This is a genomic window from Pseudomonas sp. THAF187a, assembly GCF_009363395.1.
GTDB classification, from domain to species: domain Bacteria; phylum Pseudomonadota; class Gammaproteobacteria; order Pseudomonadales; family Pseudomonadaceae; genus Aquipseudomonas; species Aquipseudomonas khazarica.
Window position 1 is genome coordinate 1669663 of the sequence record NZ_CP045349.1, and the last position, 15308, is coordinate 1684970.

Annotated in this window: 17 protein-coding genes; 10 read left to right on the forward strand and 7 right to left on the reverse strand. The window is 65.4% G+C overall.

Features of this window, described 5'->3' with window-relative positions:
- Positions 1–43: 43 nt before the first annotated feature.
- Together FIV02_RS07775 and FIV02_RS07780 are read left to right on the forward strand one after the other, a co-directional pair.
- Complete coding sequence (locus FIV02_RS07775; protein WP_152488285.1) at positions 44–652, forward strand: DJ-1/PfpI family protein; 609 nt, start codon at positions 44–46, stop codon at positions 650–652.
- Between the two features lie 86 nt (positions 653–738).
- Positions 739–1266 (forward strand): DUF3087 domain-containing protein, encoded by a 528-nt coding sequence (locus FIV02_RS07780; RefSeq protein ID WP_152488286.1) that lies wholly within the window; start codon positions 739–741, stop codon positions 1264–1266.
- 43 nt (positions 1267–1309) lie between these two features.
- Here the strand turns inward: FIV02_RS07780 and FIV02_RS07785 are convergent, their stop codons facing one another.
- Positions 1310–2884, reverse strand: coding sequence for a sensor domain-containing diguanylate cyclase (locus tag FIV02_RS07785; protein ID WP_152488287.1), 1575 nt, complete (start codon positions 2882–2884; stop codon positions 1310–1312).
- A 411-nt stretch (positions 2885–3295) separates the two neighbouring features.
- On the opposite strand from FIV02_RS07785, the gene FIV02_RS07790 reads away from it, so the two are divergent.
- The 3 genes from FIV02_RS07790 (at position 3296) to FIV02_RS07800 (ending at position 5915) form a co-directional block, all read left to right on the forward strand.
- On the forward strand, positions 3296–3643 hold the full coding sequence (locus FIV02_RS07790) for a hypothetical protein (RefSeq protein WP_047585030.1): 348 nt from the start codon (positions 3296–3298) through the stop codon (positions 3641–3643).
- Positions 3644–3703: 60 nt separating this feature from the next.
- Positions 3704–4447, forward strand: a complete 744-nt coding sequence (locus FIV02_RS07795) for an SDR family NAD(P)-dependent oxidoreductase (protein WP_152488288.1) — start codon at positions 3704–3706, stop codon at positions 4445–4447.
- Positions 4448–4604: 157 nt separating this feature from the next.
- Positions 4605–5915, forward strand: a complete 1311-nt coding sequence (locus FIV02_RS07800) for a CitMHS family transporter (protein ID WP_152488289.1) — start codon at positions 4605–4607, stop codon at positions 5913–5915.
- A gap of 68 nt (positions 5916–5983) precedes the next feature.
- Here the strand turns inward: FIV02_RS07800 and FIV02_RS07805 are convergent, their stop codons facing one another.
- Positions 5984–6721, reverse strand: a complete 738-nt coding sequence (locus FIV02_RS07805; RefSeq protein WP_152488290.1) for a GntR family transcriptional regulator — start codon at positions 6719–6721, stop codon at positions 5984–5986.
- Positions 6722–6891: 170 nt separating this feature from the next.
- Here FIV02_RS07805 and FIV02_RS07810 point away from each other — a divergent pair, with 170 nt between their 5' ends.
- Together FIV02_RS07810 and FIV02_RS07815 are read left to right on the forward strand one after the other, a co-directional pair.
- On the forward strand, positions 6892–7722 hold the full coding sequence (locus FIV02_RS07810; protein WP_152488291.1) for an amidohydrolase: 831 nt from the start codon (positions 6892–6894) through the stop codon (positions 7720–7722).
- Positions 7723–7754: 32 nt separating this feature from the next.
- Positions 7755–9056 carry an SLC13 family permease gene (locus tag FIV02_RS07815; RefSeq protein ID WP_047585022.1) on the forward strand — a complete coding sequence of 434 codons (1302 nt, stop codon included), beginning with the start codon at positions 7755–7757 and terminating at the stop codon, positions 9054–9056.
- Between the two features lie 72 nt (positions 9057–9128).
- On the opposite strand, the gene FIV02_RS07820 is transcribed toward FIV02_RS07815, so the two are convergent.
- The 3 genes from FIV02_RS07820 to FIV02_RS07830 all read right to left on the reverse strand — a co-directional run bounded on the left by FIV02_RS07820 (position 9129) and on the right by FIV02_RS07830 (position 11875).
- Positions 9129–9686 (reverse strand): hypothetical protein, encoded by a 558-nt coding sequence (locus FIV02_RS07820; RefSeq protein WP_150608813.1) that lies wholly within the window; start codon positions 9684–9686, stop codon positions 9129–9131.
- Between the two features lie 63 nt (positions 9687–9749).
- Entirely contained in the window at positions 9750–10949 is a 1200-nt protein-coding gene (locus FIV02_RS07825) for an MFS transporter (RefSeq protein ID WP_152488292.1), read from the reverse strand.
- A 224-nt stretch (positions 10950–11173) separates the two neighbouring features.
- Entirely contained in the window at positions 11174–11875 is a 702-nt protein-coding gene (locus FIV02_RS07830) for a glutathione S-transferase N-terminal domain-containing protein (RefSeq protein WP_152488293.1), read from the reverse strand.
- A 173-nt stretch (positions 11876–12048) separates the two neighbouring features.
- On the opposite strand from FIV02_RS07830, the gene FIV02_RS07835 reads away from it, so the two are divergent.
- Positions 12049–12486 (forward strand): HIT family protein, encoded by a 438-nt coding sequence (locus tag FIV02_RS07835; protein WP_134676266.1) that lies wholly within the window; start codon positions 12049–12051, stop codon positions 12484–12486.
- Positions 12487–12544: 58 nt separating this feature from the next.
- Here the strand turns inward: FIV02_RS07835 and FIV02_RS07840 are convergent, their stop codons facing one another.
- Positions 12545–12811 (reverse strand): DUF2790 domain-containing protein, encoded by a 267-nt coding sequence (locus FIV02_RS07840; protein ID WP_037048746.1) that lies wholly within the window; start codon positions 12809–12811, stop codon positions 12545–12547.
- A gap of 184 nt (positions 12812–12995) precedes the next feature.
- Here FIV02_RS07840 and FIV02_RS07845 point away from each other — a divergent pair, with 184 nt between their 5' ends.
- Entirely contained in the window at positions 12996–13421 is a 426-nt protein-coding gene (locus FIV02_RS07845) for a 3-isopropylmalate dehydratase (protein ID WP_152488294.1), read from the forward strand.
- Positions 13422–13445: 24 nt separating this feature from the next.
- Here FIV02_RS07845 and FIV02_RS07850 read toward each other — a convergent pair whose 3' ends face one another.
- Complete coding sequence (locus FIV02_RS07850; RefSeq protein ID WP_152488295.1) at positions 13446–14351, reverse strand: LysR family transcriptional regulator; 906 nt, start codon at positions 14349–14351, stop codon at positions 13446–13448.
- 120 nt (positions 14352–14471) lie between these two features.
- On the opposite strand from FIV02_RS07850, the gene FIV02_RS07855 reads away from it, so the two are divergent.
- On the forward strand, positions 14472–15230 hold the full coding sequence (locus FIV02_RS07855) for an SDR family NAD(P)-dependent oxidoreductase (protein WP_152488296.1): 759 nt from the start codon (positions 14472–14474) through the stop codon (positions 15228–15230).
- Positions 15231–15308 lie beyond the last annotated feature (78 nt).

Below are 15308 nucleotides of genomic sequence, written 5' to 3' on the forward strand. Positions count from 1 at the left end.
CGCCGAAGCTGGCTGGCAACCCACCTGTACTGACGGAGTCGCCATGCACATCGCCATTCTCACCTTCGACGCGTTCAACGAACTCGACTCGCTGATCGCCTTCGCCATCCTCAAGCGCATTCGTCAGCCGGGCTGGCGTGTCAGCATCGCCAGCCCGGATGCGCGGGTGACATCGATGAACGGCCTGGTGATCGACGGCCAGATCGATCTGCAGCAGGCCAGCGCGGCCGACGCGGTGATCGTGGGCAGCGGCATGCGTACCCGCGATGTGGTAGCGGACCCGGCGCTGCTGGCCCAGCTGCGTCTCGATCCGGCGCGGCAACTGCTGGCGGCGCAGTGTTCCGGCGCGCTGATCCTGGCCCGGCTCGGGCTGCTCGACGATGTGCCGGCCTGCACCGACCTGACCAGCAAGCCCTGGGTGCAGGAGGCTGGGATCAGGGTGCTCGACCAGCCGTTCTTCGCCTGGGAGAACGTCGCCACGGCGGGCGGTTGCCTGGCATCGGTCTATCTTGCGGCCTGGGTCGCCGCGCGCCTGGCGGGTGTCGATCAGGCGCGCGAGGCGCTGCACTACATCGCGCCGGTGGGCGAGAAGGAGCAGTACCTGGCCACCGCCATGGCGGCCATCGGGCGCTACCTGCCGAACGCGACCTGAGGTGCCCGCGCTGCCCGCGGGATTCGTGTCGGCCGGGCAAGCTGTCGTACCATCGCGCCTCGCCCCAGTTTCATGAGCCCTCGCGCATGTTCGAAATCACCCCCATCAGTCCCGAGCACTACCGTCAGCAGACCCGCCGCAGTACCGCGCTGGTCGCGCTGATCTTCGTCGCGCTCGCCATGTTGCTGGCCACCCTCAGCGTGCAACTGTTCGGCGAGCCGGGCGGTGCCGACAATTTCCGCTGGAACCTGCTTGGCGTCGCGCTCGGTTTCGTCCTCACGGTGGTGCTGGTGCGCCAGCAGTTCTGGCACCGCGAATGGATGGCGGCGGCGGTCTATGGCTGGCGGCTAAAGCGCAGCCTGATGCGCATCACCAACGTCATGCATCACGTCAGGGCAGGGGTGGCGCAGGGGGATGAAACCGCGATGAAACTGCTGCGCTTCTACCACCTGGGCGTGACCCAGATGCATCAGCTCGACGGCAACAGCAGCGAGCTGAGCCAGATGGTGCACGAGATCGACGCACACCGGGACGTCATGCTGCAGCGTGGGCTGGAGCTGGAGCAGACGCGACTCGACCCCGCATGGCTGGAGCAGGTCAAGGGGATCCAGTAGGGGCAGGGGCGCGAGCTTCGCCCCGGGCTTGCAGGCCTCGCCTTCAGCCGGGTTCCGGCACTTCCATCGGGGTGTTCGCCTTCTGCACCACGACGCGGTTGCGGCCAGTGCGTTTTGCCGTGTACAGCAGCTCGTCGGCGCGCTTGAGCACGGCGCTCTGCGTTTCCTGGTGCCCGTGCCAGTGGGCGACACCCAGGGAAATGTTGACGTGCCCGGCACCTTCTATCGGTGTCGCGGCGATGGTGGCGCGAATGCGCTCGGCTACATCGGCTGCAACCGCGAGCGACGCATCCGGCAGCAGAATGAGGAATTCCTCGCCGCCAACTCGGCAGGGCAGGTCGGCGCTGCGCAAGCATTGACGCAGGCTGGTGGCGACGCTTTTCAGCGTCAGGTCGCCGACATCGTGACCGAACTGGTCGTTGATCCTTTTGAAGTGGTCGATGTCGGCTGCCAGAACGGCGAAGGGCCTTCCGGTTTCCTGCCAGAGTGTCAGGGTCTCATCCATCGCACGGCGGTTGGCCAGACCGGTCAGCGCGTCGCTCTGTGCCTGCACGTTGAGCTGCCCTATGCGGGTCTGCAGCAGCCTCACGCCAGTGATGAGCGCCCGCTTGAGCTGCACGGCTTCGTAATACCCGGCGTCGACTTGTTCGATCCGTTGAATGTTGTCCGCGGTGTCCGGCTGCTGTGCGTAGTCGGCCAGTTTCCTCAGCGGGCGGCTGATGCGCGAGGCGACCCACCAGATAAGGCTCAGGCCGATCACACACATCGGGATCATGCCGATGATCAGTCTGTGCATGAGCTCCTGCAGGGTGCTGAGCACATTGTGCAGGGGCTGCTGAACGACAATGCCCCATTGGCTCTGCGGCACCCTGGCGTAGCCGGCAAGCATCTCGATGCCCTGTGAGTTGCCCGCTTGCAGCGTTCCGTTGTCCGAGTTCAGCGCGGCATCGATGATGGCGTTGTCGTTTATCTGCTCTCCGATTCTGTCGGGGTCGGTGTGATAGAGCAGGCGTCGACTCTGGTCGACCAGATAAACGGATGAGGCATCGCGGTGAAAGTGTTTGCCGATGATGTCGTGCAGCGAGTTGGATTTGTTCAGATGAATCGTCCCGCCGATAACACCGAGGTATTCACCGGCGTCATTGCGAATCGGGTATGACAGAAACACCACGAGATTGCCGGCAATCGAGAAAAACGCCGGGCTGACCAGTGGGCGTTTTTCCACCAGTGGATCAAGCGAGCGCAACGTCTTGCCGGTGATATTCAGGTCTGCCGGTTCTGCTGCGATAACCACGCCCTCGTGATCTGCAACCAGCAGCGAACTGAAACTGCTGTCCTGATGCAACAGGCGCCTGGCCTCCCGAGCCATCTGTGCGGGGTCGTTGAAGGACTGGCCCATGAGCGTTGCACTGTAGCGGAGCCGGGCGAGATCGCTATTGAGGTTGTCGTTGATGATCTCGGCCAACTTGGCGGCATAGGCGCGATTGCTCTCCAGAGCGGTTTCGACCAGCGCGCGCTTTTGTACCGTATAGGTCACGAGAAAGGCATTGATAAGTGTTGCTATTGCCGAAGCCAGTGCGAACAGAAGAATAAGGGTGCGCAGGGTTAACTTGTGCATCGGCGACTCGGCATCAGAAACTCGACGTGTTGGATCAGCAGGGAAATGACACTGACGAAGTATCATCGAATAGTTGCCCAATCCTGGGTTTTTGTCACTGATACATATCACCGATATGAACGGGGTCGGGCGGGTGTTAAGTGTACTTATTAAGTGTATTTCTAATTTGCATGGTGATTGTGCGGCGCATGCAAAGTGCGTCTCTCTGTCCAGCGTGCATCCCTCAGCACGCGAGCGCGGCTCAAGGTAGCGTGATTGAAGTCAATTTGACTCATTCAGGAATCGTAATGACTCCATGTCGATAGAGTCGTAATGACATTGGATTTTCTATCTACTTGTTTTTCAATAAAAAAATAAATGGCACGCAATCTGACTGTCTCCAGGCGCAATGCCCATTACAGGAGAACACAGATGAAACACATTGCCTTGCTTGCACTTTCCCTTGGCCTGCTGGCCGTCAGTAGCGCGCAGGCCGCCGAGGTGCTGGCCGAGCGCGCAGACAACTCGGTGGGCGCCGGTTTCGGTGGCTTGTCCGGCCTGATGCTGGGTGCTGCGGCGGGCGGCCCGGTCGGCGCCGTGGTCGGTGCCCTGTTCGGCGGCTGGTCCGGCGCCCAGGTGCAGGACGCCACGGGACACAGCGGGACGGCCTATGTGGTGCGTCATGAGGATGGTCGTGAGCAGTGGGTGCGCTCACCGAACGCACGTTTCGACGTCGGCCAGCAGGTGGACATGCACGGCATCCGTTTGCTGGCGCAGTAAGTCGATTGCGCTGCGGCGGACTGGCGCGGCGCTCACGCTCTTCTTTCTTCGGGGATCTTCATGAATACGAGTTTTCAGGGCCGCCTGGCGGTCGTCACGGGGGCGAGTTCGGGTATCGGGCTGGCGGTGTGTGAGTTGCTGTTGCAACGCGGCGCGCGGGTCATGGCGTTCTCGCGGAGCCTGGGAGGTCTGCCTGCATTGCAGGCGCTGTATCCCGAGCAGCTGCATTGGTGCGCGGGCGATGTCACCGACATCGAGGCGCTGCATGGCCTGGCCGAGCGCGCCGGGCGCCTGGGCCCGGTCGACTGCCTGGTACCCAATGCCGGTATTGCCCGCCTGGCGCCCGGTTGCGACATGCAGGCGTTCGAGCAGCAGTGGCAGGTCAACGGTGCCGGCGCGATCAACACCTTCCAGGTGCTCAGGCCTCACCTGGCCAGGCCCGCTTCGGTGGTGTTCATCAGTACCTTCCTGCGCCAGCTCGGCTTTGCCGGGCTGGGCGGCTACATCGCCAGCAAGGCGGCGCTGTCGGCGCTGGTCCGCAGCCTGGCGCTGGAGCACGCCAGCGAAGGGCTGCGGCTCAATCTGGTGTCGCCAGGGCCAACCGCCACGCCGATCTGGAGCAGCCTGGGCCTGGCCGAGGATGCACTGGCCGGGGTGGCCGGCGAGGTGACCCGGCGCCTGGTCGACGGCGAGTTCCTCACGCCACGGGCCATTGCCGAGGTGGTGCTGTTCCAGTTGGGCAACGGCGCCAGCGGCGTGCATGGCCAGGACTGGGTGGTGGACAAGGGCTACACCCTGCAGTAAGCCGGCTGCGGGGCGCCCGCCGTGGCGCCTCGTCAGGCGACATATCCACTGACATTTCCTCCTCTTCCGAGACGGCGCTTAAAGGTTGCTGAAAGGTTGGCGCCTTAGCCTCCGCCCGCGCCGTTGTCGTGCCTACAAGAAAAAGAGGAGAAGTGGTTTGTTGACCCTGATTGGCCTGTTGACCATCTGCAGCCTGGTTATGCTGCTGCTTATCGGGCGCATGTCGCCTGTCCTGCCCCTGATCGTCGTGCCGCTGCTGGGAGCACTGGCTGCCGGCTTCGGCCCGGAGGCCATCTCCGGTTTCTTCACCGATGGCATCGGCCGCGTGACGGCGATCGCCACCATGTTCGTGTTCGCCATCACCTTCTTCGGCGTGCTGCAGGACACCGGTCTGTTCCGCCCGCTGATCGGCGGCATGGTGCGGCTGACGCGTGGCAACGTCATCGCGGTGACCGTGGCCACGGCGGTGATCGGCATGCTGGCGCACCTCGATGGCGCCGGCGCGACGACCTTCCTGCTGACCGTTCCCGCGCTGTTGCCGCTGTACAAGCAACTGCGCATGAGCCCCTACCTGATGCTGCTGTTGCTGGCGCTTGGCGCCGGTATCTTCAACATGCTGCCCTGGGCCGGGCCGCTGGGACGCGCTTCGGCGGTGACCGGCATCGAAGTCACCGAGCTGTGGCGTCCGTTGATCAGCATCCAGGCCATCGGCGTGGTGCTGCTGATCACCCTGGCCGCGCTGCTGGGCTGGCGCGAGCAGCGCCGTATCGCAGCCGGGCGGTCGGCCGGCGAAGGCGTGCTGGTGGAAACCAGCAGTGACCTGCACGAGCCGACAGCCGAGGAGCGTGAGCTGGAGCGGCCCCGCCTGCTGTGGGCCAACTCGGCGCTGTTCCTCGCGGTGCTGGTCGCGCTGTTCTCCGGCGTGCTGCCGGCGGGCTACATCTTCATGATCGGTCTGTGCCTGGCGCTGCTGGTCAACTACCCCGGCGGCAAGGCGCAGATGCAACGCATCGCGGCGCACGCCCCGGCGGCGTTGAGCATGGGCATGATCATCCTGGCGGCGGGCTCGATGCTCGGCATCCTCACCGGCACCGGCATGCTCACCTCCATCGCTCAGGACCTGGCGCAGGTGCTGCCGGCACCGCTGGTGGGGCAGATGCATATCGTGCTCGGCCTGTTCGGCCTGCCGATGGAGCTGATGCTCAGTACCGATGCCTACTACTTCGGGTTGCTGCCGGTGACGCTGGAGGTGGTCGGCGGCCAGGGTGTCGAGCCGGCCAGCGTGGTCTATGCGCTGACCATCGGCAATATCATCGGCACCTTCATCAGCCCGTTCTCGCCGGCGCTGTGGCTGGCGCTGGGCCTGGCCGGGCTGGATCTCGGCCGCCACATCCGCTACTCGCTGTGGTGGATGTGGGGCTTCTCGCTGGTGCTGTTCGGCGCGGCCTGGGCACTGGGGCTGTTCTAGCCTAGTCGGGTGCGTGCGTCACTCACGCCCGGGCTGGCCCGGGCGTGTTGCACCGGTCAGCCCTGTCCTCAGCTGATGTCCACCTGGTAGCGGAAGTTCTCCGCCGCCGCGCGTGACAGGCGGTATTCCAGTGGCGTGCGGTCGTAGCCGAGCGCGGTCCGCTCGATGGCCACGGCGGGGCTGCCGCAGGCGACGTCCAGGGTCGCGGCGAGCTCGTCGTCGGCGGCGGACACCGTCAGGGTCTCCTGGGCGGAGGCGATGCGCTGGCCGCAGTGCTGTTCGTAGAAGGGGTAGAGCAGCGGTGGGAAGTCGGCTGGCGCGACATCCAGCAGCGCCTCGAAGCGGGAGGCGGGTAGCCAGATGCGCTCGTGGAAGAGCGGACGCCCGTCGATCAGGCGCAGACGCTGCAGGTGCACGCACTGTTCACCGTCGGCCAGCTTCAGGGCCTGGCCCGCGGCGGCATCGGCGGAGGCCAGCCGGCAGTCGAGAATGCGGCTCTCCGGTACCTGCGGCTGCCCGCTGGCGCTGACCTGGCGGAAGAAGCGAAACAGCGAGCCGTCGAAGTTCGGTCGACGCACGAAGGTACCGCGCCCCTGGGCGCGCAGCAGCAAGCCCTCGGCAACCAGGGTTTCCACGGCCTTGCGCACCGTTCCCACCGCCACGCCGTACTGGCGGGTCAGCTCCGCTTCGGTGGGGATGGCTTCGCCCGGCAGCCATTCGCCTGCGGCAATCTTCGCCAGCATCTCGTCACGCAGCCGCTGATACAGCGGCAGGCGTTCGTCGTGTCCCAGAGCCGTGCTGCTCATAAACCTCAAATCCGAATTTCAACCGGTCGTCACTTTACCACTGGGCCGTGCGTTGACAGCAGTCGATCTGTATCTATACAGTCATCTATTCATATATATGACTGAATGTCTGTATAAAAAGAGCTGCTGCCAAGGTCGGCTCGAACAATAATCGACAGAGGTATCGCTTCGTGACGCCCATGCCCAATGCCGTCATCACCGGCATAGACACCCACGCGCACATCTTCCGGCGTGATCTGCCCATGGTTGCCGGTCGCCGCTACAGCCCCGACTACGACGCCACGGTGGAACAGTATCTGGCCCACCTGGATGCCTGCGGCCTGTCCCACGGGGTGTTGATCCAGCCGAGCTTTCTCGGCACCGACAATCACTACATGGTCGCGGCGCTGCAGCGCTTCCCCGAGCGCTTGCGCGGTGTCGCGGTGGTCGATGCGCAGATCAGCGACGGTGAACTGGATGAGCTGGCTGCCGCTGGCGTGGTCGGTATTCGCCTGAACCTGATCGGCAAGCTGTTGGAGGACTACACCGGCCCGGCCTGGAGCGGCCTGTTCCGGCGCCTGGCCCGGCGTGGCTGGCAGGTGGAGATCCAGCGCGGCTTCGCGGACCTGGCGCTGGTGGTACCGGCGATTCTGGAGTCCGGGGTGACCGTGGTGATCGACCATTTCGGCCTGCCCGCCGCGAGCGTGCAGCTGGATGACCCGCAGCATGCGCCGTTCTTCGACCTGCTCGGCCAGGCGCCGGTCTGGATCAAGCTGTCGGCCGCCTACCGCAGCCAGTCCGATCTGGCCCGTGCGCGGGCCATCGAGGCGCGTCTGCGCGAGGCCTGCGGCGGCGTCGGCCGCTTCCTCTGGGGCAGCGACTGGCCGAATACCCAGTTCGAGTCGCAGACCCGCTACGATGAGCAGTTCGCGCTGCTCGAGGCCCTTCTGCCCGACCCCGAGGAGCGCCGTCGCGTTCTGGTGGACAACCCCGCAACGCTGTTCGGTTTCGCTCACGCGTAACCGCCTGCACCAGAACAACAAGGAGTCAAACCATGATGAGCCTGCTCGTCGTCGCCGCGATCGTTCTCGCTGTCGCGCTGGGTTACACCACCAAGATCAACATCGGCCTGTTCGCCATCGCCTTCGCCTACCTGCTGGGCTGTTTCGGCATGGGCATGAGCCCGGGCGAGATCATCGGCATGTGGCCGCTGAAGATCTTCTTCGTGATCTTCTCGGTCTGCCTGTTCTACAGCTTCGCCACGGTCAACGGCACCCTGGAGAAGCTCGCCGGGCATCTGCTCTATCGCTGCCGCGGCGTACCGCACCTGCTGCCGTATGCCATCTTCCTGACCTCGGGGCTGATCGCGGCCATGGGCGCGGGCTACTACACCGTGCTGGCCTTCATGGCGCCGCTGACTCTGCTGCTGTGCCAGCGCACCGGCATGAGCCTGATCCTCGGCGGCATGGCGGTGAACTACGGTGCGCTGGGCGGGGCGAACTTCGTCTCCAGCCAGAGCGGCATCATCTTCCGTGGCCTGATGACCACCGCCGGCATGCCGGAGAGCGAGGCCTTCGTCAACGCACTGGCGATCTTCGCCAGCACGGCGGTGATCCCGCTGCTGGTGATCTCCGTGTTCGTCTTCCTCGGTGGCCATGGCCGCAACCTGAAGAATGCGGTGATCAATGCCGACCTGCCGGACGCCTTCAACCGCGAACAGAAACTGACCCTGCTGCTCACCGTGCTAATGATGGCGCTGGTGCTCGCCGCACCGCTGGCGCTGCTGGCCTTCCCGGACAACGCCACGGTCAGGTTCATCAACAGCAAGGTGGACATCGGCCTGATCGCCAGCGTGTTCTCGGTGATCGCGCTGCTGCTCAAGCTGGGTGACGAGCGCAAGGCCATCGCCTCGCTGCCCTGGGCCACGCTGATCATGATCTGCGGGGTGGGCATGCTGATCAGCGTGGCGATCAAGGCCGGCACCATCGATGCCCTGGCGTCCTGGATCGGCGGCAACATCCCGCCGGTACTGGTGCCGCTGGCCTTCGGCGTGGTGGCCGCGCTGATGTCGATCTTCGCCAGTACCCTCGGTGTGGTGACGCCGGCGCTGTTCCCCATGGTGCTGCCGCTGTCGGCGTCGATGTCGATCGATCCGATGATCATCTTCATCGCCATCGTGGTCGGTGCTCAGGCCACCTCCATCTCGCCGTTCTCCTCCGGCGGCAGCCTGCTGCTGGGCTCCTGCACCGACGAGAAGACGCGGGCCACGCTGTTCTCGCAACTGCTGCTGCGCGCCGCGCCCATCGGTTTCGTCGCTGCGATGCTGTTCAACCTGGCGCTGACCTTCCTGTTCTGACGCCGCCCCAACGGCGCCTGACCTCGCTCAGGCGCCGCGCTCCGCAGGCTGCGCCGCCAGGGCTGGCGCAGCCTAGTTCAGGCGGTAGCGCTTCAGTTCATCCTGGCTCAGCAGGCGCAACTGGCCGGGGGCGACCTGGTAGATGTCCTCCGCCAGGCGCACGTCGATCCCCATGTCACGCAAGTACCGGGCCGGGCTGAGTGGCTGGTTGCCATGGGCGGCCTGTGCCTGCGCCGAGTCACCGGCCGGGAAGGGCGGGCGACGCAGGGCGACGTAACCGTTGATGGTGCGTTTGCGGCCGGCGGCAAGCAGGTAGACGCAACTGCCCTGGCACAGGCCGGATGACGGCACCAGCGCGTCGAAACCGGTTTCCCGCAGCAGGCGACCCATGCGGATGGCCTCCGGTGCGCTGCCGCCAACGCTGTCGAGCAGGACGACCTTGCGCTTGTACTGGCCCGGATTGGCACGCAAGCCCTTGAGCAGCTTCTCGTAGTCGCCCGGAGCGATCTCCTCGGAAATCTTCGCCGCCAGCATCCCGGCATTGGCTTCGACCTGCACCTGGGCCTGAGCCGTCAGGGCGCTGAGCAGGGCGGTGCCGAACAGGGTGGAACGCAGCAGTGGGGTCATCATCGGGCGGTACGGGATGGTGGGCGGGGGCTAGAAGATACCTGCCGGCTCACCATCGTGCACCTCTCAGATGTGGCCGTCCTTCTGTTGTACCCGCCACGCCCAGACGAACAGTGCCAGGCCGCCGATGGCGGTGGCGGCGCCAATGTAGCCGGTGATGGTCCAGCCCATGCCGGCGCTGATGGCCAGGCCGCCGAGCCAGGGGCCGAGGGCATTGGCGACGTTGAACGCGGCATGGTTGGAGGCCGCGGCCAGTGTCTGTGCGCCGGTGGCGACATCCATCAGGTGGGTTTGCAGCGCCGGGCCGAGGGCGATCATGGTGCCGAGGGCGAAGATCGCCGGCAGTACCGTCCACAGGCTGTGCGCGGCGAAGGGGAAGACCAGCAGGACCAGGGTGCTCCAGGCCAGGATCCAGGCCACCGCGCGCAGGCGCAGGCGGTCGAACAGCCAGCCGCCGGCGCTGTTGCCGACGATGCAACCGGCACCGAACACGCCCATGGCCAGCGGAATCCAGCCGGGGCCGACGCCCGTCACGTGGAGCAGGGTCGGTGCCATGTAGCTGAACACGCAGAACATGCCGGCGAAGCCGATGGCGCCAATGCCCAGCGCCAGCCAGATCGGCGCGCGGTTGAAGGCGCGCAGTTCGCCCGAGGGACTGCTGCGCTGCTCGTTCGGGTCGGTCGGCAGGAAGATCGCCACCATGGCGATGGTGGTGATGGCGATCACCCCGACCAGGGCGAACGCGTAGCGCCAGCTCATGAACTGGCCGAGCCAGGTGGCCAGCGGGTTACCGATCAGAATCGCCACGGTCAGGCCGGCCAGCACCCGGCTCACCGCCTTGGCGCGCTTGTGCGGCGGGGCCATGGACGCGGCCACCAGCATGGCCACGCCGAAGTAGGCACCGTGCGGTAGGCCGGCGATGAAGCGGAAGATCAGCAGCGGCTCGTAGGTCGGTGCCAGGGCGCTGGCGAAGTTGCCCAGGGCGAAGCAGCCCATCAGCAGCAGAAGCAGGATGCGTCGTGGCAGACGAGCACCGAGCAGGGCCAGGACCGGTGCGCCGACCACCACGCCGAGGGCATAGGCGCTGATCACGTGGCCGACCTGCGGCTCGCTGACTCCCAGGTCCTGGGCGACGTTGGGCATCAGGCCCATGATGGCGAACTCGCCCGTACCGATGGCGAAGCCGCCGAGGGCCAGGGCAAGTTGAATGAGAAGGATCGCGCCCGGCGACAGACTCGTCGCGGCGTCGGAGGAAGGCTTGTGCATGCGGAACCTGGGAGGGGAGGAAGCTGGGCCGGGATTATAATCTCCCAGCGCTCGACTTGGGTATTTGCAACCGCTCTATTTCGGGGCTTGGAGACGAGTGGTCGGGCATTTTTGCGGCTTTCGCCTGCGCGTGGCTCGTGCATCCCGCACGCGGGCGCTCACGCCGCTGGGCAATCTTCCACGTGCGCGTGCGGCGGGAGCCGTGGGGCCGGCTCCCGCAACCCTCAGGCGCGTGCCGGGATGCTCAGGCCACGCTGCACGGCCGGACGCGCGAGGAAGGCATCGAGTACGCGGCGCACGTTGGCAAAACGCTCGAACTGCACCAGTTCGCCAGCCTCGTAGAACCCCACCAGATTGCGAATCCAGGGGAACACGGCGATGTCGGCGATGCTGTACTCGCCGACGATCCAGTCGCGCCCTTGCAGGTGCTGGTCGAGCACGCCGAGCAGGCGCGCCGATTCGGCGACGTAGCGCTCGAGCGGGCGCTTGTCTTCGTACTGGCTGCCAGCGAACTTGTGGAAGAAACCGAGCTGGCCGAACATCGGGCCCAGGCCGCCCATCTGCCACATCAGCCACTGGATCGCCTGGTAGCGGGCAGCGGGGTCCTGCGGCAGCAACTGGCCGGTCTTCTCGGCCAGGTAGAGCATGATCGCCCCGGACTCGAACAGCGGCAGCGGGTGGCCGTTCGGCCCGTCCGGATCGAGGATGGCGGGAATCTTGTTGTTCGGTGACAGCGAGAGGAACTCGGGGCTGAGCTGATCGTTGCTGTCGAAACTGACCAGATGCGGCTCGTAGGGCAGGCCGATCTCCTCCAGCATGATCGAGACCTTGACGCCGTTGGGCGTGGGCAGCGAATAGAGCTGCAAGCGCTCGGGATGCTGGGCGGGCCACTTGCGGGTGATGTGGAATGGGCTGAGGTCGGTCATGTGGGTTCCATGTCGGATGGGCCTGAAGAGGGGGGCGATCAGAACACGAGTGGCGACAGCGACTGAAATCGATGCGCCTGCTAGTAGTCATCGACTCGAGCGATCCTGCCCGGTTCCCTGTGTGCGAGCAAGGCGGTATGGTGCGAGCTTTCCTTCACCCGGAGCCCATTGGCATGAGCCTGCACGGTACCTACGACTCGCAGAACATCTTCGCCCAGATCATTCGCGGCGACCTGCCTTGCTACACGCTGTACGAGGACGACGATGTGCTGGCCTTCCTCGACCTGTTCCCGCAGTCCAGAGGCCACAGCCTGGTGATTCCCAAGCGCGCGGCGGCGCGCAACATCCTGGAGATCGACGAGGCCAGCCTGGCCAAGGTCATGGCCGTGGTGAAGAAGCTCGCCCAGGCCATCGTCGACGAGCTGCAGCCGGCGGGCGTGCAGGTGGCGCAGTTCAATGGCGCGCCAGCCGGGCAGACGGTGTTCCACATCCACATGCATGTGATCCCGCGCTTCGACGGCGAAGGGCTGGGCATTCACGCGGCCAGCAAGGCCGATCCGGCCGAGCTCGAGGCGTTGCAGGCTCGTCTGGTCAAGCGTCTGCAAGGCTGAAACGGCCGCTGCCCCGGACGAGCGACTCGGCCGGGGCAGCGTGCATGCAGCAGCGGGATCAGCCGTTCTGGTTGGTCTGGCCGCCCCATTCCAGGAAGCGCACGGCGTGCACATCGCCCTGGCTGTCACGGTAGACCATGACGCTGGGCACGACACCGCTCTCGCGGCTGTTGTCGGTGCGCTGCAGGACCTGGTCGATGTCCAGTTGCATGCCGTACTGGTATTGCTTCACGTCCACCCGGGCGCTGGCCGGGGCCTTCTCGTTGGCGAAGGCGATGGGGGCGAATGCGGCGATGAGGGTGGCGGTGATGGCTGCGATTTTCATGCTGATGGTCTCCGGTCAGTGGCGCCGTCGAGGGTGGCGCTGGGGGCGGGAGCCATGAAAACACCGCGCCTTTCATTGCAGAAATCGATGCTTGTGCTACTGGACATCGTTGCCATCGATACCTTGCCCGCACGCGCGCCAACCCCAATACTCAGGCAGCACTCATTTGCCCATGGAGGGCTTCATGCGTTCGATGCTCATCGCTTTGCCGCTGCTGTTGCTGGCGGGTTGTTCGTCGTTTCGAGGTGACCCGGAAAACATTCGCCCGGTGCCGGAAGATCGCCTGCTGGCCTTTCAGGAAACGCAGGCCAGCGGTGGAGAGATCGTGGTCACCCGCGATTTCGGGATGATGGGCGGTGGCTGCTACGTGGCCATCGAGGTCGATCGCCAGGTCGCCGCGCGTATCGGTGTCGGAGAGCGCGCGACCTTCCAGGTGCCGGCAGGTACGAGGGTGGTGGGTATCACCCCGGACCGGATGGACGACACGCTGTGCGGCATGGGCCGCCTGTTGCGCGAAGTGGCGGTGCCGGTGAAGGCCGGGGAAAGCCATGACCTGCGCATCCTCAGCGAAAACCGCGGCGGCTTCGATATCCGCGCCGATACGCCCTGACTCGGCTGGCCTGATCCTGGCGGTTCAAGCCGCGTCGAGTTCCTCGGCCAGCAGCTGTTCCAGCCAGTTCATGAAGGCGCGCACCCGCCGTGGCAGATGACGCCCGTGCGGGTGCACCAGGTTCACCGGCATCGGCGCGGCGACCCACTCATCCAGCAGGCGCAGCAGACGTCCCTCCCGCAGGTGCACGCGCATGCCGACCAGCGGCGCCTGGATGATGCCCAGGCCACCCAGGCAGGCCCCTTCGTAGGCATCGATGTTGTTCACCGTGACCCGACCCGCCATGGCCAGCGAATGCAGCTTGCCGTCGCGCTGGAACTCGAAGCCGTCCGAGCGTGCGCCAAAGGCTGTCACGTAGTGAATCAGGCTGTGTCCGGCGAGGTCGTCCAGTTGCTCGGGCATGCCGTGCGTGGCCAGGTAGGCCGGGCTGGCGCAGTTGACCATGGACAGATGCCCCAGTGGCCGGGCGACCAGGCTGTCGTCTTCGTTGACGCCGACGCGCAGCACGCAATCGAAGCCCTCGCGAAGCGGATCGACCCGCCTGTCGCTGCACCCCAGTTCGATCTCCAGCGCCGGATGCCGGGCGAGAAACTCATCGAGGCGCGGTGCCACCAGGCGCCGGGCGATCGCCGTGGGCATGTCCACGCGCAGTCGTCCACTCAGGGCATGGGCGTCCTGGCGAAACAGGTTCTCCAGTTCGTCCATCTGCGCCAGCAGCTCGCGGGCGCGTTCGTACAGCATCTGGCCATCCTGCGTCGGACGTACCCGGCGTGTGGTGCGGTGCAACAGGCGCGCATCGACCAGGCGCTCCAGGTCGCGGACCTGCTCCGATACCGTGGAGCGAGGCAGGCCGAGGCTGTCGGCGGCCTGGGTGAAGCTGCTCAGTTCGGTGACACGCTGAAAGGTGCGCAACAACTCCAGCTTGTTCATGGTGGCAATCCCGATTGTTCGCTGATGGCGATCAGTATTTCCTGTTTTTCTGGATTTATCAGTATTTATACGAGCAATAACCTGTGATCAACCTTCACCACCTGTCACAGGAGATTCACCATGACGCGCAAGATCGCACTCATCACCGGCGCCAGCCGTGGTCTCGGCCGCAGTGCCGCCAAGCACCTGGCGGCGCAGGGCGTGGACATCATCGGCACCTACCGCAGCCAGGCCGAGGAAGCGCAGCAACTGGTCGGCGAGATCGAGACGCAGGGCGGGCGGGCCCTGATGCTGCAACTGGATGTCAGTGACAGCAGCAGCTTCGCCGACTTCGCCCAGCGCGTGGCGCAGGGCCTGCACGAGACCTTCGCTGCCGAGCGTTTCGATTTTCTGGTCAACAACGCCGGTATCGGCATCCATGCCGCACTCGCTGAAATCAGCGAAGCGCAGTTCGACGAGTTGCTGAAGGTCCAGCTCAAGGGGCCGTTCTTTCTCACCCAGCGCCTGTTACCGCTGATGGCCGATGGCGGGCGGATTCTCAACGTATCCTCCGGCCTGGCCCGTTTCACCCTGCCTGGCTACGGCGCCTATGCGGCGATGAAGGGCGGCATCGAAGTGTGGACGCGCTACCTGGCCAAGGAGCTTGGCCCACGCGGCATCAGCGCCAACGTGCTGGCTCCCGGTGCCATCGAGACCGACTTCGGTCACGGCGCGGTGCGCGACAACTCCGAGCTCAATGCCTTCGTCGCCGGCAATACCGCACTGGGCCGGGCCGGCCTGCCCGATGACATCGGCGCCGCCGTCGCCGCGCTGCTCGGCGATGGCGGCCGCTGGATCAATGGTCAGCGCATCGAGGCATCGGGCGGCATGTTCCTCTGAACCATCTCGCTTGCGTGGCAGTTCCCGCCAGCAGGCGCTCGCGGCGGTTAGAATCTCCCGGCCAGAACAGGGAGAACA

Coding starts and splice junctions, on each gene's coding strand:
- FIV02_RS07775 (WP_152488285.1), top strand. CDS start 44: ATGCACATCGCCATTCTCACCTTCGACGCGTTCAACGAACTCGACTCG.
- FIV02_RS07780 (WP_152488286.1), top strand. CDS start 739: ATGTTCGAAATCACCCCCATCAGTCCCGAGCACTACCGTCAGCAGACC.
- FIV02_RS07785 (WP_152488287.1), bottom strand. CDS start 2,884: ATGCACAAGTTAACCCTGCGCACCCTTATTCTTCTGTTCGCACTGGCT.
- FIV02_RS07790 (WP_047585030.1), top strand. CDS start 3,296: ATGAAACACATTGCCTTGCTTGCACTTTCCCTTGGCCTGCTGGCCGTC.
- FIV02_RS07795 (WP_152488288.1), top strand. CDS start 3,704: ATGAATACGAGTTTTCAGGGCCGCCTGGCGGTCGTCACGGGGGCGAGT.
- FIV02_RS07805 (WP_152488290.1), bottom strand. CDS start 6,721: ATGAGCAGCACGGCTCTGGGACACGACGAACGCCTGCCGCTGTATCAG.
- FIV02_RS07815 (WP_047585022.1), top strand. CDS start 7,755: ATGATGAGCCTGCTCGTCGTCGCCGCGATCGTTCTCGCTGTCGCGCTG.
- FIV02_RS07820 (WP_150608813.1), bottom strand. CDS start 9,686: ATGATGACCCCACTGCTGCGTTCCACCCTGTTCGGCACCGCCCTGCTC.
- FIV02_RS07825 (WP_152488292.1), bottom strand. CDS start 10,949: ATGCACAAGCCTTCCTCCGACGCCGCGACGAGTCTGTCGCCGGGCGCG.
- FIV02_RS07830 (WP_152488293.1), bottom strand. CDS start 11,875: ATGACCGACCTCAGCCCATTCCACATCACCCGCAAGTGGCCCGCCCAG.
- FIV02_RS07835 (WP_134676266.1), top strand. CDS start 12,049: ATGAGCCTGCACGGTACCTACGACTCGCAGAACATCTTCGCCCAGATC.
- FIV02_RS07840 (WP_037048746.1), bottom strand. CDS start 12,811: ATGAAAATCGCAGCCATCACCGCCACCCTCATCGCCGCATTCGCCCCC.
- FIV02_RS07845 (WP_152488294.1), top strand. CDS start 12,996: ATGCGTTCGATGCTCATCGCTTTGCCGCTGCTGTTGCTGGCGGGTTGT.
- FIV02_RS07850 (WP_152488295.1), bottom strand. CDS start 14,351: ATGAACAAGCTGGAGTTGTTGCGCACCTTTCAGCGTGTCACCGAACTG.
- FIV02_RS07855 (WP_152488296.1), top strand. CDS start 14,472: ATGACGCGCAAGATCGCACTCATCACCGGCGCCAGCCGTGGTCTCGGC.